Annotated in this window: 25 protein-coding genes (1 of these 25 cut by a window edge); 12 read left to right on the top strand and 13 right to left on the bottom strand. The window is 58.1% G+C overall.

Going from position 1 to position 23,042, the window contains the following annotated elements:
- Positions 1-31 precede the first annotated feature (31 nt).
- Together AOC04_RS17505 and AOC04_RS17500 are read right to left on the bottom strand one after the other, a co-directional pair.
- Complete coding sequence (locus AOC04_RS17505) at positions 32-886, bottom strand: MaoC family dehydratase (RefSeq protein ID WP_060695563.1); 855 nt, start codon at positions 884-886, stop codon at positions 32-34.
- 3 nt (positions 887-889) lie between these two features.
- Positions 890-2,242, bottom strand: a complete 1,353-nt coding sequence (locus tag AOC04_RS17500) for a 3-oxoacyl-ACP reductase (protein ID WP_060695560.1) — start codon at positions 2,240-2,242, stop codon at positions 890-892.
- 122 nt (positions 2,243-2,364) lie between these two features.
- Between AOC04_RS17500 and AOC04_RS17495 the strand changes: the two genes are divergently transcribed.
- Positions 2,365-3,639 (top strand): acetyl-CoA C-acetyltransferase, encoded by a 1,275-nt coding sequence (locus tag AOC04_RS17495; protein WP_060695558.1) that lies wholly within the window; start codon positions 2,365-2,367, stop codon positions 3,637-3,639.
- Positions 3,640-3,741: 102 nt separating this feature from the next.
- On the opposite strand, the gene AOC04_RS17490 is transcribed toward AOC04_RS17495, so the two are convergent.
- Complete coding sequence (locus AOC04_RS17490) at positions 3,742-4,770, bottom strand: bile acid:sodium symporter family protein (RefSeq protein ID WP_060695557.1); 1,029 nt, start codon at positions 4,768-4,770, stop codon at positions 3,742-3,744.
- 82 nt (positions 4,771-4,852) lie between these two features.
- On the opposite strand from AOC04_RS17490, the gene AOC04_RS17485 reads away from it, so the two are divergent.
- Entirely contained in the window at positions 4,853-5,644 is a 792-nt protein-coding gene (locus AOC04_RS17485) for an AraC family transcriptional regulator (RefSeq protein WP_060695555.1), read from the top strand.
- A 272-nt stretch (positions 5,645-5,916) separates the two neighbouring features.
- On the top strand, positions 5,917-6,810 hold the full coding sequence (locus AOC04_RS17480) for a PA4780 family RIO1-like protein kinase (protein WP_060695553.1): 894 nt from the start codon (positions 5,917-5,919) through the stop codon (positions 6,808-6,810).
- A 140-nt stretch (positions 6,811-6,950) separates the two neighbouring features.
- On the opposite strand, the gene AOC04_RS17475 is transcribed toward AOC04_RS17480, so the two are convergent.
- Positions 6,951-7,814, bottom strand: a complete 864-nt coding sequence (locus AOC04_RS17475) for an MBL fold metallo-hydrolase (protein ID WP_060695551.1) — start codon at positions 7,812-7,814, stop codon at positions 6,951-6,953.
- Positions 7,815-7,906: 92 nt separating this feature from the next.
- On the opposite strand from AOC04_RS17475, the gene AOC04_RS17470 reads away from it, so the two are divergent.
- The 3 genes from AOC04_RS17470 to AOC04_RS17460 all read left to right on the top strand — a co-directional run bounded on the left by AOC04_RS17470 (position 7,907) and on the right by AOC04_RS17460 (position 10,683).
- Positions 7,907-8,236 carry an ArsR/SmtB family transcription factor gene (locus AOC04_RS17470; protein WP_003439303.1) on the top strand — a complete coding sequence of 110 codons (330 nt, stop codon included), beginning with the start codon at positions 7,907-7,909 and terminating at the stop codon, positions 8,234-8,236.
- Between the two features lie 69 nt (positions 8,237-8,305).
- Complete coding sequence (locus AOC04_RS17465) at positions 8,306-9,871, top strand: bifunctional protein tyrosine phosphatase family protein/NAD(P)/FAD-dependent oxidoreductase (RefSeq protein WP_073509967.1); 1,566 nt, start codon at positions 8,306-8,308, stop codon at positions 9,869-9,871.
- A gap of 8 nt (positions 9,872-9,879) precedes the next feature.
- Positions 9,880-10,683 carry a sulfite exporter TauE/SafE family protein gene (locus AOC04_RS17460; RefSeq protein ID WP_060695549.1) on the top strand — a complete coding sequence of 268 codons (804 nt, stop codon included), beginning with the start codon at positions 9,880-9,882 and terminating at the stop codon, positions 10,681-10,683.
- Positions 10,684-10,726: 43 nt separating this feature from the next.
- Here AOC04_RS17460 and cueR read toward each other — a convergent pair whose 3' ends face one another.
- Positions 10,727-11,131: a Cu(I)-responsive transcriptional regulator gene (gene cueR, locus AOC04_RS17455; protein WP_060695547.1), complete on the bottom strand. Its 405-nt coding sequence runs from the start codon at positions 11,129-11,131 to the stop codon at positions 10,727-10,729.
- Between the two features lie 43 nt (positions 11,132-11,174).
- Positions 11,175-11,555 (bottom strand): hypothetical protein, encoded by a 381-nt coding sequence (locus AOC04_RS17450; RefSeq protein WP_060695545.1) that lies wholly within the window; start codon positions 11,553-11,555, stop codon positions 11,175-11,177.
- 147 nt (positions 11,556-11,702) lie between these two features.
- On the opposite strand from AOC04_RS17450, the gene AOC04_RS17445 reads away from it, so the two are divergent.
- Both AOC04_RS17445 and AOC04_RS17440 read left to right on the top strand, forming a co-directional pair.
- Positions 11,703-11,903: a heavy-metal-associated domain-containing protein gene (locus AOC04_RS17445; protein ID WP_073509964.1), complete on the top strand. Its 201-nt coding sequence runs from the start codon at positions 11,703-11,705 to the stop codon at positions 11,901-11,903.
- Positions 11,904-12,048: 145 nt separating this feature from the next.
- Positions 12,049-13,245, top strand: a complete 1,197-nt coding sequence (locus AOC04_RS17440) for a multidrug effflux MFS transporter (RefSeq protein WP_060695541.1) — start codon at positions 12,049-12,051, stop codon at positions 13,243-13,245.
- Between the two features lies 1 nt (position 13,246).
- Here the strand turns inward: AOC04_RS17440 and AOC04_RS23990 are convergent, their stop codons facing one another.
- Positions 13,247-13,417: a hypothetical protein gene (locus AOC04_RS23990; RefSeq protein ID WP_167344885.1), complete on the bottom strand. Its 171-nt coding sequence runs from the start codon at positions 13,415-13,417 to the stop codon at positions 13,247-13,249.
- A gap of 125 nt (positions 13,418-13,542) precedes the next feature.
- Positions 13,543-14,556 carry a zinc-binding alcohol dehydrogenase family protein gene (locus tag AOC04_RS17435; RefSeq protein ID WP_060695540.1) on the bottom strand — a complete coding sequence of 338 codons (1,014 nt, stop codon included), beginning with the start codon at positions 14,554-14,556 and terminating at the stop codon, positions 13,543-13,545.
- A gap of 122 nt (positions 14,557-14,678) precedes the next feature.
- On the opposite strand from AOC04_RS17435, the gene AOC04_RS17430 reads away from it, so the two are divergent.
- Positions 14,679-15,599 carry a LysR family transcriptional regulator gene (locus tag AOC04_RS17430; protein ID WP_060695538.1) on the top strand — a complete coding sequence of 307 codons (921 nt, stop codon included), beginning with the start codon at positions 14,679-14,681 and terminating at the stop codon, positions 15,597-15,599.
- Between the two features lie 35 nt (positions 15,600-15,634).
- On the opposite strand, the gene AOC04_RS17425 is transcribed toward AOC04_RS17430, so the two are convergent.
- Entirely contained in the window at positions 15,635-16,588 is a 954-nt protein-coding gene (locus AOC04_RS17425) for an adenosine deaminase (protein ID WP_060695536.1), read from the bottom strand.
- Positions 16,589-16,810: 222 nt separating this feature from the next.
- Here AOC04_RS17425 and AOC04_RS17420 point away from each other — a divergent pair, with 222 nt between their 5' ends.
- Positions 16,811-17,896 carry a calcium:cation antiporter gene (locus tag AOC04_RS17420; protein WP_060695534.1) on the top strand — a complete coding sequence of 362 codons (1,086 nt, stop codon included), beginning with the start codon at positions 16,811-16,813 and terminating at the stop codon, positions 17,894-17,896.
- 42 nt (positions 17,897-17,938) lie between these two features.
- On the opposite strand, the gene AOC04_RS17415 is transcribed toward AOC04_RS17420, so the two are convergent.
- The 4 genes from AOC04_RS17415 to AOC04_RS17400 form a co-directional block, all read right to left on the bottom strand.
- Positions 17,939-18,625, bottom strand: coding sequence for an SDR family oxidoreductase (locus tag AOC04_RS17415; RefSeq protein WP_060695532.1), 687 nt, complete (start codon positions 18,623-18,625; stop codon positions 17,939-17,941).
- A gap of 482 nt (positions 18,626-19,107) precedes the next feature.
- Positions 19,108-19,710 (bottom strand): IMPACT family protein, encoded by a 603-nt coding sequence (locus AOC04_RS17410; protein ID WP_060695531.1) that lies wholly within the window; start codon positions 19,708-19,710, stop codon positions 19,108-19,110.
- A gap of 13 nt (positions 19,711-19,723) precedes the next feature.
- Positions 19,724-20,374 (bottom strand): TetR/AcrR family transcriptional regulator, encoded by a 651-nt coding sequence (locus AOC04_RS17405; RefSeq protein ID WP_060695529.1) that lies wholly within the window; start codon positions 20,372-20,374, stop codon positions 19,724-19,726.
- A 47-nt stretch (positions 20,375-20,421) separates the two neighbouring features.
- On the bottom strand, positions 20,422-21,342 hold the full coding sequence (locus AOC04_RS17400; protein ID WP_060695527.1) for a LysR family transcriptional regulator: 921 nt from the start codon (positions 21,340-21,342) through the stop codon (positions 20,422-20,424).
- 123 nt (positions 21,343-21,465) lie between these two features.
- Here AOC04_RS17400 and aptA point away from each other — a divergent pair, with 123 nt between their 5' ends.
- Positions 21,466-22,815 (top strand): omega-aminotransferase AptA, encoded by a 1,350-nt coding sequence (aptA, locus tag AOC04_RS17395; protein WP_060695524.1) that lies wholly within the window; start codon positions 21,466-21,468, stop codon positions 22,813-22,815.
- An 85-nt stretch (positions 22,816-22,900) separates the two neighbouring features.
- A protein-coding gene (locus tag AOC04_RS17390; protein ID WP_060695522.1) for a CoA-acylating methylmalonate-semialdehyde dehydrogenase crosses the window boundary here: on the top strand, positions 22,901-23,042 show its 5' end (the start). It continues 1,352 nt past the right edge of the window; 142 of the gene's 1,494 nt are visible here — the first part of the coding sequence; it begins with the start codon at positions 22,901-22,903; its stop codon lies beyond the right edge, outside the window.

Genomic DNA, 23,042 nt, shown 5'->3' with positions numbered 1-23,042 from the left:
GCTGCAACCCGCTGGCCATGCCCTGTGCGAGCTAGCTGATCGGTCGCCAGTTGCCGGTCATGTGCACCAGATCTCCATGGCCATTGAGCTGGAAGTCGCCGCTTGAGCCCGCCGCGCTACTGAGCAGGATCACCTCGCTGGGCAGGCGTACCGGTTTTTTGAAGGCCACGCTGAGCTCGACATTGGCCTTGGGCAAATGCGAGTCGAGGGCCGCCAGCGCCCGGGCTTCGAGCCACAAGCCATGGGCGATGGCGCTTGGCAGGCCAAACAGCCTCGCGCTGGCAGCGCTGAGGTGAATGGGGTTGTAGTCGCCCGACACCCTGGCGTACCGGCGGCCAATATTGGCCGGGGCGAACCAGCGGGTCAGTTCGCTCATTGCCACAGGCTGCTGTGTGCCGGGTTGAGGTACATCGCCGCTGAGCTCCACGCCTTTGCACAACAAGGTGCTGTCGGCCTCCCACAATGGCCCGATTAAATCGTCAACCTGGGTGACGACATCGAAGGTCGCGCCCTTGGGGTGTTTTTGCAGGTTGTGGACAAAGACCCCGATGCGCAGTTGCGTCACGCCGCCCAGGGGGCGTAACACGCGTATGCGGTTGGTCAGGTGAATCAACCCCAGCAACGGGAAGGGGAAGTGCTTGTCGGTCAGCAGCTGCATTTGCAGGCCGAAAGCCAGCACCTGGGGCCAGGTTGGCGGCAGCAGCGGGCCGGGTGCCAGCCCGCAAACGCCACGAAAGGCAGCCAGAGGTTTGGCCTCCACCAGTACCCAGCAGCGCAAGCCCTGTTCAGGCAAGGTGTTGCCGGTGATTTTGCGTTTGGCCGCCGCGTGGGCATACAGCGTGGGTAAATGCGGCGGATTGCTGAGGTCGAGCCAATTAACACTCATGGTTTATGCCCCCAGAATACTTTGGCCGCATACCCGCAGCGCTTGCCCGCTGACCGCACCCGAGCCCGGCTGGGCGAGCCAGGCCACGGCTTCGGCGACATCCTGGGGCAGGCCACCCTGGCCCAGCGAGCTCATGCGCCGACCTGCTTCGCGCAGGGCAAAGGGAATGTGCGCTGTCATTTGGGTTTCAATAAATCCCGGCGCCACGGCGTTGATGCTGATGCCGCGTTCACTGAGCAGCGGTGCCCAGGCCTGCGCCAGGCCAATCAGTCCGGCTTTGCTGGCGGCGTAGTTGGTCTGGCCGCGATTACCGGCAATGCCACTGATGGAGGCAAGCAAAATGACCCGGCCGTTATCGCGCAGGGTGCCGCTGTCGAGCAGGGCTTTGGTCAACACTTGCGGGGCGTTGAGGTTGACCGCGAGCACTGCATCCCAGAATTCGGGTGTCATGTTGGCCAGGGTTTTGTCGCGGGTGATACCGGCGTTGTGGACCACGATGTCGACGCCGTCCGGCAATTGCTCGACAAGTTGTGTGGCGGCGTCTGCGGCGCAAATATCCAGGGTGATACTGCGACCGTCCAGGCGTGCAGCCAGAGCGTCGAGGTCGGCTTTGGCCGGTGGTACATCGAGCAGGATCACCTCGGCGCCGTCCCGGGCCAGGGTTTCGGCAATTGACGCGCCTATGCCTCGGGCGGCACCGGTGACCAACGCCTTGCGTCCGGCCAACGGGCGAGTCCAGTCCTGAACCTGGTCGGCACACGCGCTCAGGCGGATGACCTGGCCGCTGACATAAGCGCTTTTGGGGGACAGGAAGAACCGCAGCGCGCCTTCAAGCTGGTCTTCGGCACCTTCGCCGACATACAGCAACTGCAAGGTGCCGCCATTGCGCAACTCCTTGGCCAGTGAGCGGCTGAAGCCTTCAAGGGCGCGTTGGGCGCTGGCCGCGAACGGATCGCTTAACGTTTCCGGCGCCCGGCCCAGAATCACCAGGTGGGCACTGTGCTCAAGGCTGCGCAGCAATGGCTGGAAGAATTCGCGTAACTGCTTGAGCTGGTCGGTGTGCAATAACTCGCTGGCGTCGAACACCACAGCCTTGAGCTTGGGGCCACTACCTGGAATCCACGATGTTGCGACCAACGGTTCAGGACCATAACTGAATACCGCGTCGGTGAGTTTTGCCGCAAAGCGGTTCACCTGCCCGGCCAGTGCGCCGCCGCCAATCAGCAACGGGCCTTCGATGGGACGTAACCGTCCGGCCTGCCAGCGTTCCAGCCGCACCGGTGACGGCAGCCCCAACGCGCCGACCAGTCGCTGGCCGAGGGATGAGTTGACGAAGTCGATATAACGGTCTGACATGGAACACTCTCCGACAGATGGGGTTCAAAGGGTTGACCACAAACACAGGCGGGTCGTTCGCTATCAGTGATAAGACCTACGCTTGTAACGATCATGGGCCGTAAGAGAATAGGGTGAATCGTATGAGTGTGCGTCGTGTAGCCATTATTGGCGGTAACCGAATCCCGTTTGCGCGTGCCAACGGACCGTATGCGAACGCCAGTAACCAGGACATGCTGACGGCGGCGCTGGAAGGTCTGATCGAGCGGTACAACTTGCACGGGCTGCGGATGGGGGAAGTGGTGGCCGGGGCGGTACTCAAGGATTCGCGGGACTTCAGCCTGACCCGCGAGTGCGTGCTGGGTTCCCGGCTGTCACCGCAAACCCCTGCCTATGACCTGCAGCAAGCCTGCGGCACCGGCCTTGAAGCGGCATTGCTGGTGGCCAACAAGATTGCCTTGGGGCAGATCGATTGCGCGATCGCCGGGGGTGTCGATACCACGTCTGATGTGCCGGTTGGCCTGAACGACGGGCTGCGTAAATGGCTGCTGCAACTCAATCGTACCAAGGCGCCTGTGGACAAGCTCAAAGCCTTGTTGCAGTTGCGTCCGCATTTTCTGAAACCCGAGTTTCCGCGTAACGGCGAGCCGCGCACCGGGCTGTCGATGGGGCAGCACTGCGAGTTGATGGCGCAGACCTGGAACATCCCCCGCACTGAGCAGGATGAGTTGGCCCTGCACAGCCATCAGGCGCTGACAGCCGCCTATCACGCGGGCTGGGAAGACGATTTGATTACGCCGTTTCTGGGTTTGAGCCGTGATAACAACCTGCGCCCCGACCTGACGCTGGAAAAACTGGCGGCCCTTAAACCGGTGTTCGAGCGAAGCGCCAAGGGCACGCTGACGGCCGGCAATTCGACACCGCTGACCGACGGCGCGTCTGTGGTGTTACTGGGCAGTGAAGAGTGGGCCAGGGAGCGAGGCTTGCCAGTGCTGGCGTATTTTCGCGACGGCGAAACGGCCGCAGTGGATTTCGTACATGGGGCGGAGGGTTTGCTGATGGCCCCGGTGTATGCCGTACCACGGTTGCTGGCGCGCAATGGGCTGACGTTGCAGGACTTTGACTACTACGAAATTCATGAGGCGTTTGCTGCGCAGGTGCTGTGCACCTTGAAAGCCTGGGAGGACCCAGGCTATTGCAAAACCCGTCTGGGTCTTGAAGCGCCTCTGGGGTCGATTGATCGCAGCAAACTCAACGTCAAGGGCAGTTCACTGGCGGTGGGGCATCCCTTTGCCGCGACGGGAGGGCGGATCCTGACCAATATGTCCAAGTTGCTCGCCACTGCCGGGAAAGGCCGGGGCCTGATCTCGATCTGTGCGGCAGGAGGCCAGGGAGTGACGGCGATTATTGAGCGCTGAGCCGGCCCTGCGAGAGCGGTCTTGCCCGCGATGGCGCTCAGTTCGATCGAGTCGTCTGCATCGCTGGCAAGCCGGCTCCCACACAATTGTTCAGGCCGCTTGTTAGCGGGCGGGCACTATGGCCGGGCTTTGCGCTGCCGCTTCCTCTCGATTGCGAGTGGCGTAGTTTTCTGCCATGACCGAGCAGACGATCAGTTGGAGTGGGTGGTAGATCATGATCGGTAGCAGAATCAGGCCCAGACCCGGGTTGGCACCAAAGATCAACGCTGCCATGGGAGCGCCGGCTGCCAGTGATTTCTTGCTGGCGCAGAACACCGCGGCAATTTCATCCGCAGTGCTGAATTTCAGGGCGCGGGCGGTGCGGGTGGTCAGCCACAGGATAATCGCGAGCAATATCGCACTGCCGGCCAGGGCGCTGAAAATCACCGAAGTGCCTTGTTGTTGCCACATGCCTGAGACCATCGAATTGCAGAAGGCGGCGTATACCAGCAACAGAATCACCACCTTGTCGGCGATGCTGGTGTAGCGCTTGTGGCGGGCGAAGAAGCGTCCAAACAGCGGGCGCAGCAGTTGGCCCAGTACCAGTGGCAGTAACAGCATGGCGCACAGGTCGAGCAGGGTTGAGCCCAGATCAATGCCGTTTGCGCCGCTGCCGACCACAAAGCTGACCAGCAGTGGGGTCAGGAATATCCCCAGAACGCTGGACAGGCTGGCATTGAGAATGGCCGCCGGTACGTTGCCGCCCGCACTGCCGGTGAGGGCTACCGAGGATGAAATGGTCGAGGGCAGGGCGCACAGGTAGAAGAACCCCAGCATCAGCAAGGGCGGGATATGGGCGCCCAACAGTTTGTTGAACGCCACCCAGATCAGCGGAAAGACGATAAAGGTGAAGCCTTGCACCATGAAGTGCAGGCGGATGTTTTTCAGACCGTGACTGATTTGTTCGCTGGACAGGTTGACCCCATGCAGGAAAAACACCAGAAACACGCCGATATTGATGACCCACTCAGCATGCATGGCGCCGCCGGTACTGCCGAAATGGGGGAATACATACGCCAGAAATGTCGCCAGCAGCATCCCGCACAGAAACCAGTCGGTGAACATTCGTTTGAGATGTTTGAACACAGGCATTCCGGGCACCGGGATATTGTAAGAAATGATGACTTAGCCTAACGTCGCATTTATCTGACGTCTTGCGATATAAGGCCAACCAATGCCGCCAAACGGACAACCTGGTGCCCAGCGCAGCATTCCATACCTCGATACGTTGCCGCGTCCGCTGTATGCCCGCGCCGAAAGCCTGGGAGCGGGCTCATGGACGCCCCGTCATCGGCATGACTGGGTGCAGTTTTCGTACGCAATCAGTGGCGTGCTGGGTGTGCATACCGATGAAGGCAGTTTCTTCGCGCCGCCGCAGTGGGGGATCTGGATTCCGGCAGGGCTTGAGCATGAGGTGGTTACCTCGACGCGGGCAGAAATGCGCAGTCTTTATATTCGGCGGGATGATTGCCTGTGGGCGCCCGATCATTGCCGCGTACTGGAGGTCACGCCGCTGGCCCGGGAGTTGATCAAACGCTTTTGCGCCTTACCGGTGGAGTACCCTGAAGGGGATAGCGCCGAGCAGCGCCTGGTGCAGGTGTTGCTTGATCAATTGGCCGACTTGAATCAGGTCGGTTTCTCGCTGCCATTGCCCCGTCATGCGCGGTTGCTGGCGTTGTGCAATGAGCTGATCGCAAGCCCGGATGGCGAAGTCAGCCTCAGCTTGTGGGCGGAGCGCCTGGGTACGTCGGAGAAAACACTGATGCGTTTGTTTACCCGTGAAACCGGGATGAGCTTTCGCAGTTGGCGTCAGCGCATGCGCCTGCTTTCCTCGCTGCGGGTACTGGAGGAGGGCGGCAGTGTGACGGGGGCCGCGTTGTCGTGCGGTTATGACTCGACCTCGGCCTTTATTGCTGCGTTCAAAAAAATGTTCGGGTTCACCCCGGGCGAGTTATTCAGACATTGATCTGTCTGTTTAGGGTGAGGCCCGCGCCGGGTGCAAGGGGGGGGGCTGGCAGTGTCTGCGCTTACCGCGGGTTGGATTAGACGATGCTCTAATGTGTGTGCTCGTCTATCATTCATCGCGGCTGGCGCAGGAAGCGATTTTCCGGATTTGTTGGCACATGGAGTGCGCACAAGCGACTCTTAACACGGCCCCCCTCTCCCCGTGATGAGTGGATTGCCGTATAACGAGTGACATTCGCGTGTTTGGTAATAAAGGACCCACAATAAAAGCTGATGAAGACTCCAAAACGCTTAGAACCCCTGATCGAAGACGGTCTGATCGACGAGGTGCTGCGCCCACTCATGAGTGGTAAAGAAGCAGCTGTGTACGTAGTCCGCTGCGGCAATGAGCTGCGATGCGCCAAGGTTTATAAGGAGGCTAACAAACGTAGTTTTCGCCAGGCCGCCGAATATCAGGAGGGTCGCAAGGTTCGCAACAGCCGTCAGGCCCGAGCGATGGCCAAGGGCTCGAAGTTCGGTCGTAAAGAAACCGAAGATGCCTGGCAGAATGCCGAAGTAGCGGCACTGTTCCGTTTAGCGGGTGCCGGTGTCAGGGTTCCCAAACCGTACGACTTCCTTGAGGGCGTGCTGTTGATGGAATTGGTGGCCGACGAGTACGGTGATGCTGCGCCGCGTTTGAATGACGTGGTGCTGGAGCCGGATCAGGCCCGTGAATTCCACGCGTTTCTGATTCAACAGATCGTGCTGATGTTGTGCACCGGTCTGGTCCACGGTGACTTGTCCGAGTTCAACGTGTTGCTGACGCCGACAGGTCCGGTGATTATCGACTTGCCGCAAGCAGTCGATGCCGCGGGCAACAACCACGCGTTCAGCATGCTGGAACGTGATGTGGGCAACATGGCTTCCTACTTCGGGCGTTTTGCTCCGGAGCTCAAGACCACCAAGTACGCCAAGGAAATGTGGGCGCTTTACGAAGCAGCCACATTGCACCCGGGCAGCGTGTTGACCGGTGAGTTTGACGAGCCGGACGAGTTGGCAGATGTCGGCGGTGTCATGCGCGAGATTGAAGCTGCACGTCTGGACGAAGCGTTCCGTCAGGCAGTCCGTGCTGCGGACGATGCGCCACCGAGCAAAGCCGAAGAGCCGCCTCCACCGTGGATGCAGTAATTCGATGAATTAAAAATCCGGCCCAGGCCGGATTTTTTTATGGGCGCTGCCCGACCCCACTGCAGGAGCGAGCTTTTCAGCTTGCCAGGGAAGAACTCGCGAGCAAGCTCGCTCCTACAGGGGCTGCTGCGCCCTGGGGGCTAAAACCGGTTCAACGGTATCTTCAGGCTGCACAGTCCGCTTTCATCGGCAGGCGGCAGGTTGCCGGCCCGAATGTTGATCTGAATGGCGGGGATTAACAGTGCCGGAACGCCCAGGGTGGCGTCGCGCGCGGTACGCATGTCGACGAAGGCTGTCAGATCAACGCCATCGTTGACATGGATATTGCTGGCGCGCTGCTCGCCCACGGTGGTTGACCAAGTAGCCGAGCGTTCTGCGGGCGGATAGTCATGGCACATGAACAAGCGCGTCTGCGGCGCAAAGGCCAGCAAACGCCTGATCGAGAGATACAACTGTTGCGCATCGCCCCCCGGGAAATCGCAACGGGCCGTGCCGACGTCGGGCATGAACAGCGTGTCGCCGACAAACAGGTTGCTGTGTTCTACCTGGTAAGCCATGTCAGCCGGGGTGTGCCCGGGTACATGCAGTGCCTGCACATGAAGGTTGCCAATGCGGAATTCTTCGTCGGGCTGGAACAAGTGGTCGAACTGCGAACCGTCGAGTTTGAATTCGGGCTCAAGGTTGTAAATGTCACGGAATACACTCTGCACCTGAGTGATAGGTGCGCCGATGCCAATCCGCCCTCCCAGGGTGCGCTTGAGGTAAGCGCTGGCAGAAAGGTGGTCAGCGTGGGCGTGAGTCTCCAGCAACCACTGCACCTTCAGGTCATGGGCTTGCACGAAGGCGACGATTTTGTCGGCACCTGTGGTGCTGATACGTCCGGCGGCGGCATCGTAATCGAGCACCGGATCGATGATCGCGCATTCGCCACCGCAAGCCTCGTAGACCACATAGCTCACGGTCGACGTAGCGGCGTCGAAGAACCCTTGAATTTCGGCGTGCATGGGAGGCCTCGCATGGATCAGAAAATATTCAATATATTGAAACATATATTATCGGGTCGTAGACTGTCGATCATCATGTCCCGGAGCTTTCCATGTCTGCTCAGCTAACCAGCGAAGAAATCGGGCTTCTGCGCGACTCCGCTTCCAAAGCCTGCACCTTGCTCAAAGCCCTGGCCAACGAAGACAGGCTGCTGTTGCTTTGCCAGCTGACCCAAGGCGAACGCAATGTCGGCGAGCTTGAGGCCCTTACAGGCATCAGGCAGCCCACGCTGTCGCAACAGCTGGGTGTGTTGCGCGATGAAGGCATGGTAAATACCCGCAGGATGGGGAAGTACATTTTCTATTCGCTCGCCAGCTTTGAAGTGGTTTCTGTGATGCAAACCCTGTCAGGTTTGTACTGCGGGCAAGCGCTTAAAAAGTGACGGCTACTCATCTGCCAGCGTTCACCACCCGACCTGGTTCATTCATTTTTGTTGTGCCTGGAGTGCTCAATGGAGCAAATCATCAAGCGAATCGACGCGTCATTCTCTGTGACAGGTCAGATCGAGCAGTCTGATCTCCAAACCTTGGCCGCGCAGGGGTTTGGCAGTGTGATCTGCAACCGCCCCGATCATGAAGGCGGGCCAGAACAACCTGACCATGAGGCTATGCAGCAAGCCGCCCAAGCGCTGGGCCTGAGCTTCGCCTACCTGCCGGTGCTGACCACGGGTGCAACACCAGAGCAAGTGCAGCAGTTGCAGCACTTGCTTGGCGAGCTGCCAAAGCCTGTTCTGGCGTACTGCCGAACGGGTAACCGGTCCTCCAGGCTCTATGAAGCGGCAACGCTGGGCACCCGTGAAATCAAGCAGTACGACGTTGTTGTGGTGGGTGGCGGCTCGGCCGGTATTTCGGTGACGGCAAGCCTGTTGAAGCGCGATTCGTCGCTGCGTGTCGCGGTGATCGAACCCAATGCCGAACATTATTATCAGCCTGCGTGGACCCTGGTCGGTGGCGGTGCCTACGATGTCAAAGACACGGTTCGCCCCACTGCCAGAGTGATGCCCAAAGGGGCGGTGTGGATTAAAGCGTCACTCAGCGCTTTTGCCCCGCAGCGCAAGGTAGTGTTGCTCAGTGATGGCTCTGAACTGGGCTATCAGCAGTTGATCGTGTGCCCCGGGCTGCAATTGGCCTGGGAGAACATCGAGGGGCTGGAAGAGACCCTGGGCAAAAACGCTGTCACGTCCAACTATCGCCACGACCTGGCGCCCTACACGTGGGAACTGGTGCGTTCTTTGCGTGGCGGTACAGCGTTGTTCACACAGCCGGGAATGCCGATCAAGTGTGCCGGTGCTCCGCAAAAGGCCATGTACCTGTCCTGCGATTATTGGCGTAAACAAGGGGTGCTGGATTCGATTGCAGTGCAATTCAACCTGGCAGGGGCAGTACTGTTCGGCGTTCCGGCGTTTGTCCCGCCGCTGATGAAATACGTTGAAGCCTACAACGCCCGGTTGGCCTTTCAGTCCACGCTGGTCAAGGTCGATGGCCCGAACAAAACTGCCTGGTTTGATGTGACGGGCGCAGACGGCAGCGTGACGCGGGTTGAGAAAACGTTCGACATGCTGCATGTGGTACCACCGCAACAGGCCCCTGATGTAATCCGCCGCAGTGAACTGGCGGATAAAGCCGGCTGGTTTGATACCGACCCGGCGACCCTGCAGCATCCGCGCTATCCCGAGATATTCGCCCTTGGCGATGTATGCGGCACATCCAATGCCAAGACGGCTGCGGCAGCCCGCAAGCAGGTCGTGGTGGTGGCCGAAAATCTGCTCGCCTTGCGCAACGGGGCCGTGTTGCCCAAGCGCTACGATGGTTACGGTTCCTGCCCGCTGACGGTGGAAAACGGCAAAGTGATCCTGGCCGAGTTCGGTTATGGCGGCAAACTGCTGCCGACCTTCGCGCTGGACCCGACCGTGGCGCGCAAATCGGCCTGGTTGCTCAAGGCAACGCTACTCCCCTGGTTTTACTGGAACGGCATGCTCAAAGGACGCGAGTGGTTCACTGACTGCAAGCCGGACTGAGCGAGAATATGTTGATCATCGTATTGGGTGTACTGGTGGGCCTGCTGCTCGGGCTGACGGGAGCAGGCGGAGGTATTCTGGCCATCCCGGCCCTGACGCTGGGCCTAGGCTGGTCGTTGGTCGAGGCGACACCGGTAGCGCTGCTGGCCGTGGGTATCGCTGCGGCAGTCGGCGCGCTCGACGGTTTGCGCAAGGGGCTGGTGCGTTACAAGGCTGCCGGGCTGATGGCGAGTGCCGGCTGGCTGGCATCCCCGCTCGGACTTCACCTGGCCAAGCTGCTGCCGGGTTCTGCGCTGATGGCGATGTTTGGTTGTGTGATGGTGTTCGTCAGTGGACGCATGTTCATGCAGGCCAGGCCTGAATGCAGACGCGCTGTAGAGGCTGCGCATGACAAGAACTGCCGGGTGAACCCATCAACCGGCCGTCTGGAGTGGGACGCAAAGTGTTCCACCACCCTGGCCTCGATCGGCGCGGTGTCAGGCTTGCTCACCGGATTGCTGGGGGTTGGCGGCGGCTTCTTGATCGTCCCGGCCTTTCGCAAGTTCAGCGACGTGCCGATGCACGGCATTGTCGCTACATCGCTGATGGTGGTGGCACTGGTGTCACTGGGCACCGTGGGGCATCTGCTGTATCAGGGCTTCAGTCTTTCGGGCGAGGCGGTGTTGTTTATCGGCGCGACCCTTGGCGGGATGATCGCCGGGCGTGTGATTGCACCGAAGGTCTGCGAACGCCTGCTGCAGCAAGGGTTCGCAGTGCTGTGCGCCGTGGTCAGCGTGATGATGATCGGCAAAGTGCTGATGACGGTGTTTTGAGCCGTACATGACTGCTGCTTGCTTGCGACAGCGAGGGCTTTTTTCAGTGAGCACAATAGGGCCCGGACTCCAGATCCTTGAGGATCGGGCAATCGGGACGGTGGTCGCCCTGACAACTTTGCACCAGCTCATGCAAGGTGTCGCGCAGGCCGGTGAGTTCGCGAATTTTTTGATTCAGCTCTTCAATATGCTGGCGGGCCAGCGCTTTAACATCGCCGCTGGCGCGCTGGCGGTCTTGCCACAGGGTCAGCAGTTTGCCGACTTCATCCAGTGAAAACCCCAGGTCCCGCGAACGTTTGATAAACGCCAGGGTGTGCAGGTCGTCATCGCTGTAAAGGCGGTAGCCGCTGTCGCTGCGGTTGGCGGGCTTGAGCAGCCCGATGGACTCGTAATAACGAATCATCTTGGCACTCAAGCCACTGCGCCTTGCCGCCTGACCGATATTCATGACAGTCGCCTCATTACTCAAGATCCTCGGGTGTGCACCGCAATTAATATTCCAGCCTGGCGGGTTTGAGGTACATGCCGTCTTTACCCAATGCGATGCGGTATTTGCGTACATCCCCGGCCTTTAAAGAGAATTGTTGGGCCGGCGGCACCAGCATGCCCGGCAAGCAGCCAGGCGCCTGGCCAGGTAAAAGTTTGAGGCGGATGCCGACAGTCGCCGGTGGCAAATTGAACGCCAGGGTTTGTTCCTGAAACAATCGCCCGGCCAACTGGTCATCTATATACACGCCGACTTCGCAATTGGTCGGCACTTCAAGGCGCTCACGGGAGATGATCAGAACGCCGTAATCCTGATCGGCATTCGCCCACAGCGGCAAACTGGCAAGAGCTAAAAGGCTGACTAGGCTCAGAGCGGACCAGCGCATGGCTAAGTATCCTGTGTTAAATCGCATGGCTTGCAGCTTGGCCGAGCAGGGGGCAGATTGCCAGCGCGCGATAGCAACAAGGGGGCTTGACCTTGCCATGGTGGGAAGGTGAAAGCTGCAGGTATCTCAAACCAAGGAGCAATCATCGTGCAAACATTCAAAGTAGACGGAATGACCTGTGGTGGCTGTGTACGCAGTGTGACCAACGCGGTCCAGCGGATTGACCCCAACTCGAACGTCGAGGTCGATCTGGACACCCATATCGTCAAGGTCGAGAGCAAATTGTCTTCACTGGAAATCATCGACGCGATCACCAATGCCGGCTTCGAAGCGCGTACCGCCCATTAAGTCCGATACGTTGCAGGAGCGGGCTCGCCGCTGAAGGTTTCAGGCCTGACTGATTTATTAGTTAGCTGGCTATCGTCGTGTTCAAGTTCTGTATCCACGGCTAGACTATCGGGCTGCGCTAACCGCAGCTCGATTTGGATACCCGATGAACTTTAGAACAATCTTGATTCTAGGCGCCTTGAGTGCCTTCGGTCCTTTGGCGATCGACTTCTATCTGCCGGGGTTTCCGGCGATGGCACAGGCTTTTGCCACAGATGAAAAACACATCCAGTTAACGCTGGCGGTTTACTTTTTGGGCTTGTCCATCGGCCAACTGGCCTATGGGCCCATCGCTGACCGTTTTGGTCGACGCATACCGCTGCTGGTGGGCGTCGGCCTGTTCACCGCCGCATCCCTGGCGTGTGCATTTGCCCCCACCCTGGAATGGTTGATTGGTGCCCGGTTCGTCCAGGCGCTTGGCGGTTGCGCGGGCATGGTGCTGTCGCGGGCGATTGTCAGCGATAAATGCGACGCGGTGGGTTCGGCCAAGGTGTTTTCGCAACTGATGCTGGTGATGGGGCTGGCACCGATTCTGGCGCCAATGCTCGGTGGCTTGCTGGTGAATCTGCATGGCTGGCAGTCGATCTTTATCGTGTTGACAGTGTTCAGTGCTCTGGCAGCCCTGGCCGTGGCGCTGGGTTTGCCGGAAAGCCTGCCCGCCAATGTGCCGCGCCAGCCTTTGTCGGGTGCATTGCGTCAATATGGACGCCTGCTCAAGGACCGCGAATTTCTGGGGCACGCGCTCACCGGCGGGATTGCAATGGCCGGTATGTTTGCCTACATCGCGGGTTCACCTTTCGTATTTATCAAACTCTACGGCGTACCTGCCGAGCATTACGGCTGGCTGTTTGGCAGCAACGCCGCAGGCTTTATTTTGGTGGCGCAGGTCAATGCCCGTTTGCTGGCCAAACGCGGGCCGGCCTTTTTGCTGGCGCGAACGGTGTGGGTCTATCTGGCAGCAGGTCTGGTGTTGTTGGGGATCAGTGCACTGCACACGGCGCAGCTGTGGCCGTTGCTGATCCCGTTGTTTATCTGTATTGCCAGCCTGGGCTGCATCATCCCCAATGCGTCTGCCTGCGCCATGAGCGGGCAGGGCGCGCGGGCCGGTAGCGCTTCGGCGATGCTGGGTTGCTTGCAGTTCAGTGTGGCCGCAGCGGCCGCTTCACTGGTCGGTGTGTTGCACGATGGCACGGCGATGCCAATGGCGATGGTTATCACCTTGTGCGGGATCCTGGCGGTGGCAATCGGGATGGCGACCCGGCGTGTCTACAACGCACGGATCGCTGCTGAAGAACCGGTCTGAATCAGCCCGCCAAGCGTGCGGGCAGTGTGTGAGGGGCTTGCAGGCGGGACTGCAGTTTGTCCACAAAGGCGCGGGCTTCGGCCTCGCTGCGGAAATTAACGGCCTGGCGGTCAAGTTGAACCTGCCATTGGCAGTCTTGGGATCTTGCTAACGCAGTGATCAGGATTTTCATTACTGGCCTCCTTTGGTTCGCAAAGGAGGCCAGTGTAAGCCCCCACTCCCCGGTGAAATATGTCAGGGATCAAGTCTCTGACTGACGGTTCAAACCTGGCTGTTTCGCACCGGTGCCGGGTTTGATCAGAACCCTTCGAGCACAATCTTGCCTTTGGACTGACCGCTTTCCAGCAGCGTATGGGCGCGTCGCAGGTTGGCCGCATTGATAGTGCCGAAGTGCTCGCCCACGGTGGTGCTCAATGTGCCGGCGTCGATCAGTTCGGCGACACGATTGAGCAGATGATGTTGCTCGATCATGTCCGGGGTTTCGAACAGCGAACGGGTGTACATGAACTCCCAGTGCAGCGACAGGCTCTTGCGCTTGAGTTTGGTAATGTCGAGGGCCTTGGGGTCGTCGATCAGTGCCAGCTTGCCCTGGGGCGCCAGGGCTTCGACCAGTTGATCCAGATGCTGATCGGTCTGAGTCAGGCTGGCGACGTGGGTCACAGAGTCGATGCCCTGACGCTTGAGTTCTTCGCTCAGCGGCTGGCGGTGATCGACAATAACGTGCGCACCCAATTCGCGCACCCAGGCTTGGGTCTCAGGGCGCGAAGCGCTACCAATCACCTTGAGGGTCGTGAGCTGGCTGGCCAGTTGAGTCAGGATCGAGCCCACCCCTCCGGCCGCACCGACGATTAACAGGCTCTGTTGTTCGTCGACCTTGTTCTCGTTAATGCCAAGCCGTTCAAACAACAATTCCCAGGCGGTGATTGCGGTCAGTGGCAGCGCTGCGGCTTCGGCGAAACCGAGGCTCTTGGGCATGTGCCCGACGATCCGCTCATCCACCACATGGCGCTCGCTATTGGCCCCGGCGCGGGCGATGGAACCGGCATAGAACACTTTGTCGCCAACCTTGAACAGGCTCACGTCACTACCGACCGCCTTGACCACACCCGCCACATCCCAACCCAGGACTTTGGCTGCGCCGGCTTCAGGCTGTACGTTTTGACGGACCTTGGTGTCCACCGGGTTTACGGAAATGGCCTTGACCTCAACCAGCAAGTCACGAGGGCCGGCCACTGGCTCGGGCAATTCGATGTCTTGCAGGGCCAGTGGGTCTTGCACCGGTAGCGACTGGTAATAGGCGATGGCTTTCATGGGACAAGTCCTGAAGGAGGGTAAGAAAGTGAGGTCATGATTAGCTATTTCGCCGGATGATAAAACCGGCTAAAACAGCAGTCTCTTTCAATATTTTTTTGATAATTGGCGGATAAATTTGAATGCTGCGCTTCAATGACCTGCAACTGTTTGTTCGTGCCGCCGATCTGGGCAGTTTGTCGGCAGCTGCGCGAGTGATGGACATGTCACCCGCGGTTGCCAGTGCGGCACTCAAACGCATAGAGGCACAGCTGGGTACGCGGTTGCTGGCCCGCTCGACCCGCAGTTTGCGGCTGACAGCAGAGGGTGATGGCTTTCTCGAGTATGCGCGTACGGCATTAAGCAGTCTGGATGAAGGGCGGCGGCTGTTGGCTCGTGGGCAAGATCAGGTCAGTGGGGTGCTGCAACTGTCGGCCCCTTCTGACTTCGGGCGTAATTTACTGCTGCCCTGGCTGGATGAGTTTCAGCGTGAGCACTCGGGGCTCACGGTGCGCCTGTTACTGGGAGACCGTATTGCCGACCTCTTTCGTCAGCCGGTTGATATTGCCTTGCGTTACGGTGAGCCGGAGGATTCGAGCCTTGTGGCCTTGCCGGTGGCGGCAGACAACCGCCGAGTGCTGTGCGCGTCCCCTGATTACCTGATGCGCCACTCGGCGCCCCGTCATCTTGAACAGCTGTTGCAACACAATTGCCTGCTGTACATGCTCGGCACGCGGGTCCACGACTATTGGCAATTCTATGACGGCAAGCGTGAGCTCGGGTTGACGGTGGCTGGCGACCGGTTCAGTGATGATGCCGATGTGGTGCGCTTGTGGGCGTTGGCCGGGGCGGGGATTGCCTACAAGTCCTGGCTGGACGTGGCGGGGGATGTGATTGCAGGGCGGCTTAAGGTGCTGTTGCCCGAGCTGACCTGCGAGCGGGCACCCTTGAACCTGCTGTGCGGCCATCGTGCGCAATTGAGCAAGCCGGTGAAGTTATTGCGCGACATGCTTGTTGAGCGGTGCGAGGTGCTGGCGCGTGGCAGAGACAGCGTTGGGGCCTGACTGTGGGAGCCGGCAAGCCCGCTCCCACAAGAGGTTTACGGCTTGATCAACCGCGCATCCAGGCTGTTTTGCGCCAGACGCTTGGCCTGATCCTGGGTCATGCCCAGGTCGGTGTACAGGGCATGGAAGTTTTCGGTCATGTAACCGCCGAAATAGGCCGGGTCATCCGAATTGACAGTGACCTTCACGCCGCGCTCAAGCATGTCGAGAATATTGTGCTGCGACATGTGATCAAACACACAGAGTTTGGTATTGGAGAGCGGGCATACGGTTAGCGGAATTTGCTCGTCGATGATGCGCTGCATCAGACGCTCGTCTTCAATCGCCCGTACACCATGGTCGATACGCTGGATTTTCAGCAGGTCGAGCGCTTCCCAGATGTACTCCGGCGGGCCTTCTTCGCCGGCGTGGGCAACGGTCAGAAAACCTTCGTGACGGGCGCGATCAAAGACTCGCTGGAACTTGCTCGGCGGGTGGCCCATTTCTGAGCTGTCCAGGCCTACGGCAACAAATGCTTCGCGAAATGGCAATGCCTGGTCGAGGGTTTTTTCGGCCTCGTCTTCGCTCAAGTGGCGCAGAAAGCTCAGGATCAGACCGCTGGTGATCCCCAGCTGCTGCTCGCCGTCCTTGAGTGCACTGGCGATGCCATTGAGCACCACTTCGAAGGGGATCCCGCGGTCTGTATGGGTTTGCGGGTCGAAGAAGGGTTCGGTATGAATCACATTCTGCGCCTTGCAACGCAGCAGGTACGCCCAGGTCAGGTCGTAGAAATCCTGGGAAGTGCGCAGTACGTCGGCACCCTTGTAATACAGGTCGAGGAATTCTTGCAGGTTGTTGAAGGCATACGCTTTGCGCAAGGTTTCAACGTCGTTCCAGGGCAAGGCGATCTTGTTGCGCTCGGCCAGAGCGAACAGCAATTCGGGCTCCAGAGATCCCTCAAGGTGCATGTGCAGTTCCGCTTTTGGCAGGGCGTTCAGCCAGTCGTACATAAAAAGTTTTCTCATTAAATCAGGTGCAGATCGCAGCATTCTACAGGGGTGCTGCTACACATTTGGTAAAACCCGACCAAGCTATTTGTCGCAGCGTACCTGGCGCCAGGGCTGCCAGAGCTTGGTGCGCTTGTCTGTGAACTAACATGTAACGAAACGTTAGCAAGTTGCTGAAGTCTGTAACCCATCAACGTGTATTTGTTCCCTGGCGAAAGGTTCGCAATGCTGACTCTATTGAAAGACGAAAAACTGTTGTTGCTGGCGATTGTGATGGTGGCGGTGGCTTACCCGCTGGAGCATTGGCTCCTGAGCAACGGCCAGATTACGGCCCTGATTGCAGGGGTTGTGCTGGTTGCGGCGATTGTTTGTGCCTCGATGCGCGTGGCTCATCACGCTGAGGTGCTGGCAGAAAAAGTCGGTGATCCCTATGGCACGATGATCCTTACGTTGTCCGCCGTGCTGGTTGAGGTGGTCATCCTGGCCATCATGATGAGCAACGAAGCATCACCGACCCTGGTGCGCGACACGATTTATTCCGCGGTCATGCTCGACATCAACGGCATTCTGGGTCTGGCAGCACTGATGGGCGGGATCAAGCATGGCGAACAGCCGTACAACGATGATTCGGCCCGCACCTACACCGTGATGATTATGACGGCCATGGGGGTGTCCATGGTGGTGCCGGAATTTATCCCCGAGGCAGACTGGAAAATTTATTCAGCCTTCACCATTGGTGCGATGGTGTTGCTCTATACCGTGTTTTTACGGATGCAGGTCGGGCCACACAGTTACTTCTTCAGCTACAGCTACCCGGAAAAGAAACGCCGCAAAAACGAGCCGCAAGCAGAGCCGGCCAACCTCAAGCTGTCCGTTACCGTGCTGGCACTGGGGGTTATCGTGATCGGTGCGTTGGCGGAGGTGATGTCCAAAACCCTGGACCTTGGCCTTGAGGGCACGGGGGCGCCGCCGGTGATCACGGCGATTCTGGTGGCTGCCATCTCGGCTGCGCCGGAAATCCTCACTGCCTTGCGTGCGGCCTTGGCCAATCGCATGCAGTCGGTGGTTAACGTCGCGTTGGGCGCGTCACTGTCGACTGTGATTCTGACAGTACCCGTGATGGAGGGAATGGCACTGTATACCGGTCAGCCGTTTCAGATGGCCATGACTCCGGTGCAGACGGTAATGGTGCTGATTACCCTGGTGATTTGCGCAATCAACCTCAATGACGGCGAGACCAATGCCATTGAGGGCATGACGCATTTCGTGCTGTTTGCGACGTTCATCATGCTCTCGTTGTTGGGGCTTTAACCGAAGCTGAGCCAATCCCGTCGGGAAGGGCTCAGCTGTTTGTTACCAGGGAATGGTCTGCCCCTGATAGTCGATGAAGTGATGGCCACCTTTACCGGCGAACGCTTTGACTTGCTCCACCAGGCCCCGGGTGCTGGTTTCGACATCAATCTGGGCATCTTCACCGCCCATGTCGGTTTTCACCCAGCCCGGATGCATGGAGAGCACAGTGGGATTGTTGTCACCCAGCTCATGATGCACAAAGGTGTTGGTCATGGAGTTGAGCGCCGCCTTACTGGCTTTGTAGAGCGCCAATTCAGGTGCGTCCGGTACAGCAATGCTGCCCAGTACAGAACTCATGAATGCCAGCACGCCGCTGTCTTTACGTATTTTGCTGACAAACTCTTTCGCCAGATTAATCGGCGCCACGCTGTTGGTATAAAACAGCTGACCCACCTCAGCCAGCGTCGCGTTACCTGACCATTGATCATCCGGGCCTTTGATACCGGCATTGATGAACAACAGGTCAAAGACCTGGTTGTTCAATGTGTTGCTCAATGCCTTGATGGCCTGGTAGTTATCCATGTCCAGTTGCTCAATGTTTACCTGGCCCAGTGATTTCAAGGCCTGGGCTTTCTGGAGATCACGCACGGTGGCAGTAACTTTCCAGCCGTCCTTGAGCAACTCTTTAACCAGACCCAGACCCAATCCGCGTGAGGCTCCGATAATCAGTGCATGTTTTGCTGTCATGAGTAACGTCCTTCCAAAGCTAAAGGGAATTCACCGTAGGGGTTTTTACTCCATCGTTGTGCGGGTGCCCAGCCTCGCGGTTTGAACGGGCACTATTTTTCAGGCCCGGCAGTGTTTGAGTACGCGTTGAGGCAGGGTGCACTTTGCACTGGATTGGTTAAAAAACGTACAAAGGTAAGCAGGCGTTACAGGGATTGAATCGGCGAGGTATTTACACGGGTTATCCACAGGTTGTTCCACAGTTACTGTGTGCAACTTCGATGCAGAGATATAAGCACTGGGCTGCTTTGTTCTAACCGCGATAACCTCCGCTAAATAATTGTTTTTAAACAAATTTAGCTGAGCATGAGAAAAACAGATCAAAAAATGTACAAAGCGGTGTGATGCCCGTGGAATAAGGGCTGCAGCTGTATGTACTCAGGTTATCCACAGCTGGGTACACAGTGACTGTGGGCAAGTATGGGGGTGTGGATAGAACGCTTTTACTTCGCCGTGGCGGGATCGTTTCTGTGCAACAAAATCCTGCCGCGACTGATATCGGCCAGTTGCTGCTGCAGGGGGGCTATCTGTTCTTCGGCCAGTGCCAAGTGCAGGTCAACCCCATTGCCGGTGAAGGTTTCATTGACAAGTAAGCCGCCTGAGTCGGCTAACCGCAGTTTAATCAGTGCCAGCTCGCCGAAGCTGCAGGAGCAGTACAGCGCTACACGGCTAACCAGCGGCAGTTTTTCTGCGCCTTGCAGGCATTTGTTGGCGCCCCCGCCATATGCCCGAGCCAGGCCGCCGGTCCCTAACTGGATGCCGCCATACCAGCGGATTACCAGCACCACGACCTGATCGCAGTCCTGGGCCTCAATAGCTGACAGTATCGGCCGGCCAGCGGTACCGCCGGGTTCGCCATCGTCACTGCTGCGATATTGATCACCGTGTTTCCAGGCCCAGCAATTGTGGGAGGCGTTCAGGTCGCTGTGCAGCTCGATAAAGTCCTGTGCCTGTCGGGCGTTGGTGATGGGTGCGGCAAGCGTGATAAAGCGGCTTTTTCGGATTTCTTCGCGGTATTCGCAAAGATCCACGAGGGTCGAAGGCATGTCGGTTCCGGACTTAGACTGTGGGCGTCAGGCCGCAGCCTTTGAGGATGATACGGATCAGGTTATCGCTGGCGTCTTGCATGTCTTGCCTGGTCAAGCGCGTGCGCCCCGATACGCGGCAGATTTGTGTCGCGAAATCGGCGTAATGCTGGGTACTGCCCCACAACAGGAAGATCAGGTGTACAGGGTCGACCGGGTCCATCTTTCCGGCATCGATCCAGGCTTGAAACACGGCAGCGCGGCCCTGGAACCAGGTGCGGTAGTCCTGGGTGAAGTATTCGGTCAGGCAGGCGCCACCGCTGATGATTTCCATTGCAAATACACGCGAAGCCTCGGGTTGGCGGCGTGAGAACTCCATCTTGGCCCGGATGTAGCTGCTGAGTGCTTGAGCCGGATCATCTTCGGCGCTCAGGCTATTGAAGGTGCTGTCCCATAACTCGATGATATTGCTCAAAACCGCAATATAGAGCCCCAGCTTGTTGGTGAAGTAGTAGTGCAGGTTAGCTTTTGGCAGGCCTGCTTTGAGCGCAATGGCGTTCATGCTGGTGCCTTTGAACCCGTGACGGGCAAACTCATCCTCCGCGGCCTTGAGAATGATCTCTTCGTTCTGTTGACGAATACGGCCGGCCGGCTTGCCATCGTGGGCGGGGATTTCAAAGGTCATGGGTTTTCCAGAGCAATCTTTGTAGGGATATTCAATGCACTTTCACGTTAGCGCGTCGCTTCGAGGCTCTCAAGGAAACTTTCCAGCACCAGATGCGGGCGTCGACCTTTGCGGGTAACGGAGGCCAGGCTCAAGTCATAGAACCGCGTGTTGGCTTTCAGGGCCCGAAGGCGGCCTTGTTGAACCCACAGGCTGGCGTAGTGATCGGGCAAATAACCGATGTAGCGCCCGGTCAGAATCAAAAAGGCCATGCCTTCGCGATCTGAAGCGCTGGCGGTGCAGTTAAGTGCCTGGTAGTGCGCCTGAATCTCGGACGGCAGGCGGAAAGTCGGGGCAATTGCATCCTGTTCGTTGAGTCGCTGGTCGGCCAGTTGCCGATCATCAACATAAAACAATGGGTGGCCTACAGCGCAATAGAGCAGTGAGCGCTCGCTGTACAGCGGTTGGTATTCAAGCCCGGACAATGCACTGGCCTGGGGTACGACACCTACATGCAAGCGACCATCCAGCACACCTTGCTCGACTTCATTGGGGGCGATCATTCGAATGTGAATTTGTACGTCGGGCCCGCGCTCCTTGAGTTGGGACAGGGCATGGGTGATCCGCATGTGGGGCAGGGTGACCAGGTTGTCGGTCAGCCCGATTGTCAGTTCACCGCGCAGGTGCTGATGCAGGCCGTTGACCTCGGTACGAAAGCTTTCGAGTGCACCCAGCAACTGTAGCGATGACTGATAAACCTCACGGCCTTCTTCTGTCAGAGAAAACCCCGCTCGCCCACGCTGACATAGGCGTAAACCCAAGCGCTGTTCCAGATCGCTCATCTGCTGGCTGATGGCCGAGCGGCCGATCCCGAGCACGGTTTCGGCCGCCGAAAAGCCTCCGCATTCCACGACACTGCGAAAAATGCGTAGCAAGCGAATATCAAAGTCGCTGACTTGGGCCAGTGCATCAGGGCGACGGCTGCTCATAGTTTAGTAAATGCCTAACTAAAGGTTAGAAGAGTTGGATTTCACCGACTTTATAGCCATGGCAATTTAGCTGCAACAACGCTTTCAATCCCACGCCGCTTTCTGCTTTGCGAGGTTTTGCACATGAACATGCCCGAAAATGCCGAAATTACAGTGACGAGCCAGCTCAAGCTGGATGCTCACTGGATGCCTTACACCGCTAACCGTAACTTCCATCGTGACCCGCGCTTTATCGTTGGGGCCAAAGGGAGCTATCTGACGGACGATAAGGGTCGGCAAATTTACGATTCGCTGTCAGGTCTGTGGACCTGTGGCGCAGGGCATACCCGCAAGGAAATTCAGGAGGCGGTTTCAAAGCAGTTGGGCACCCTCGATTACTCGCCGGCATTCCAGTACGGGCATCCACTGTCGTTCCAGTTGGCTGAAAAGATTACCGAGTTGACGCCGGGCAACCTGAATCACGTGTTCTTCACTGACTCGGGTTCGGAGTGTGCGGACACCGCAGTGAAAATGGTCCGTGCTTACTGGCGTTTGAAAGGCCAGTCGACCAAAACCAAGATGATTGGGCGTGCCCGTGGTTATCACGGGGTGAACATTGCCGGTACCAGCCTGGGCGGTGTGAACGGCAACCGTAAGATGTTTGGTCAGGCGATGATGGATGTCGATCATTTGCCACACACATTGCTGGCAAGTAACGCGTTCTCTCGCGGTATGCCTGAACTGGGCGGTATTGCCTTGGCCGATGAGCTGCTGAAGCTGATCGAACTGCATGATGCATCGAACATTGCGGCCGTGTTCGTGGAGCCGATGGCAGGATCTGCCGGTGTACTGGTACCGCCGCAGGGTTATCTGAAACGTCTGCGTGAAATCTGCGATCAGCACAACATCCTGCTGGTCTTTGATGAGGTCATAACCGGGTTTGGTCGTACAGGTTCCATGTTTGGTGCTGACAGCTTCGGTGTAACGCCAGACTTGATGTGTATTGCCAAGCAGGTCACTAACGGCGCGATCCCGATGGGGGCAGTGATTGCCAGCAGCGAGATTTATCAGACGTTCATGAATCAACCGACGCCTGAGTACGCAGTTGAATTCCCGCACGGTTATACCTATTCGGCTCACCCGGTGGCTTGTGCTGCGGGGCTGGCGGCCCTGGATCTTTTGCAAAAAGAAAACCTGGTGCAGAGCGTGGCCGAAGTCGCCCCGCACTTCGAAAATGCGTTGCATGGCCTGAAGGGCGTGAAAAACATCATCGACATCCGCAACTACGGCCTGGCCGGTGCGATTCAGATTGCTCCGCGTGATGGCGATGCGATTGTGCGGCCGTTTGATGCGGCGATGAAGCTGTGGAAGGCAGGCTTCTACGTGCGCTACGGCGGTGACACTTTGCAGTTCGGGCCGACCTTCAACAGCAAGCCGCAGGATCTGGATCGCCTGTTCGATGCGGTCGGTGAAGCGCTTAATCAGATCGACTGATTTCTTCTATCTATATAGAAGAGGCATTTTTGAATTTTGACAGGCGCGCAGTGTTCGCGCCTGTGGACAACTTTTTGGAGCTCCAATGAGCACGATTCAACATTTGATCAATGGCGAGATGGTGAGTGATTCTGGCCGTACTGCCGATGTGTACAACCCGTCGACCGGTAAAGTGATTCACCAGGTACCACTGGCCAGTCGCGAGACTATTCAAAAAGCTATTGATG

The organism is Pseudomonas versuta (assembly GCF_001294575.1).
Classification (GTDB): Bacteria; Pseudomonadota; Gammaproteobacteria; order Pseudomonadales; family Pseudomonadaceae; genus Aquipseudomonas; species Aquipseudomonas versuta.
Note: the sequence above shows the minus strand (reverse complement) of the source record. Positions and strands in the feature narration are given on the sequence as shown.

Excerpts from the sequence above, each read along its gene's own strand:
- AOC04_RS17505 (WP_060695563.1), bottom strand. The coding sequence starts at position 886 with ATGAGTGTTAATTGGCTCGACCTCAGCAATCCGCCGCATTTACCCACG.
- AOC04_RS17500 (WP_060695560.1), bottom strand. The coding sequence starts at position 2,242 with ATGTCAGACCGTTATATCGACTTCGTCAACTCATCCCTCGGCCAGCGA.
- AOC04_RS17495 (WP_060695558.1), top strand. The coding sequence starts at position 2,365 with ATGAGTGTGCGTCGTGTAGCCATTATTGGCGGTAACCGAATCCCGTTT.
- AOC04_RS17490 (WP_060695557.1), bottom strand. The coding sequence starts at position 4,770 with ATGCCTGTGTTCAAACATCTCAAACGAATGTTCACCGACTGGTTTCTG.
- AOC04_RS17485 (WP_060695555.1), top strand. The coding sequence starts at position 4,853 with ATGCCGCCAAACGGACAACCTGGTGCCCAGCGCAGCATTCCATACCTC.
- AOC04_RS17480 (WP_060695553.1), top strand. The coding sequence starts at position 5,917 with ATGAAGACTCCAAAACGCTTAGAACCCCTGATCGAAGACGGTCTGATC.
- AOC04_RS17475 (WP_060695551.1), bottom strand. The coding sequence starts at position 7,814 with ATGCACGCCGAAATTCAAGGGTTCTTCGACGCCGCTACGTCGACCGTG.
- AOC04_RS17470 (WP_003439303.1), top strand. The coding sequence starts at position 7,907 with ATGTCTGCTCAGCTAACCAGCGAAGAAATCGGGCTTCTGCGCGACTCC.
- AOC04_RS17465 (WP_073509967.1), top strand. The coding sequence starts at position 8,306 with ATGGAGCAAATCATCAAGCGAATCGACGCGTCATTCTCTGTGACAGGT.
- AOC04_RS17460 (WP_060695549.1), top strand. The coding sequence starts at position 9,880 with ATGTTGATCATCGTATTGGGTGTACTGGTGGGCCTGCTGCTCGGGCTG.
- cueR (WP_060695547.1), bottom strand. The coding sequence starts at position 11,131 with ATGAATATCGGTCAGGCGGCAAGGCGCAGTGGCTTGAGTGCCAAGATG.
- AOC04_RS17450 (WP_060695545.1), bottom strand. The coding sequence starts at position 11,555 with ATGCGCTGGTCCGCTCTGAGCCTAGTCAGCCTTTTAGCTCTTGCCAGT.
- AOC04_RS17440 (WP_060695541.1), top strand. The coding sequence starts at position 12,049 with ATGAACTTTAGAACAATCTTGATTCTAGGCGCCTTGAGTGCCTTCGGT.
- AOC04_RS23990 (WP_167344885.1), bottom strand. The coding sequence starts at position 13,417 with ATGAAAATCCTGATCACTGCGTTAGCAAGATCCCAAGACTGCCAATGG.
- AOC04_RS17435 (WP_060695540.1), bottom strand. The coding sequence starts at position 14,556 with ATGAAAGCCATCGCCTATTACCAGTCGCTACCGGTGCAAGACCCACTG.
- AOC04_RS17430 (WP_060695538.1), top strand. The coding sequence starts at position 14,679 with ATGCTGCGCTTCAATGACCTGCAACTGTTTGTTCGTGCCGCCGATCTG.
- AOC04_RS17425 (WP_060695536.1), bottom strand. The coding sequence starts at position 16,588 with ATGTACGACTGGCTGAACGCCCTGCCAAAAGCGGAACTGCACATGCAC.
- AOC04_RS17420 (WP_060695534.1), top strand. The coding sequence starts at position 16,811 with ATGCTGACTCTATTGAAAGACGAAAAACTGTTGTTGCTGGCGATTGTG.
- AOC04_RS17415 (WP_060695532.1), bottom strand. The coding sequence starts at position 18,625 with ATGACAGCAAAACATGCACTGATTATCGGAGCCTCACGCGGATTGGGT.
- AOC04_RS17410 (WP_060695531.1), bottom strand. The coding sequence starts at position 19,710 with ATGCCTTCGACCCTCGTGGATCTTTGCGAATACCGCGAAGAAATCCGA.
- AOC04_RS17405 (WP_060695529.1), bottom strand. The coding sequence starts at position 20,374 with ATGACCTTTGAAATCCCCGCCCACGATGGCAAGCCGGCCGGCCGTATT.
- AOC04_RS17400 (WP_060695527.1), bottom strand. The coding sequence starts at position 21,342 with ATGAGCAGCCGTCGCCCTGATGCACTGGCCCAAGTCAGCGACTTTGAT.
- aptA (WP_060695524.1), top strand. The coding sequence starts at position 21,466 with ATGAACATGCCCGAAAATGCCGAAATTACAGTGACGAGCCAGCTCAAG.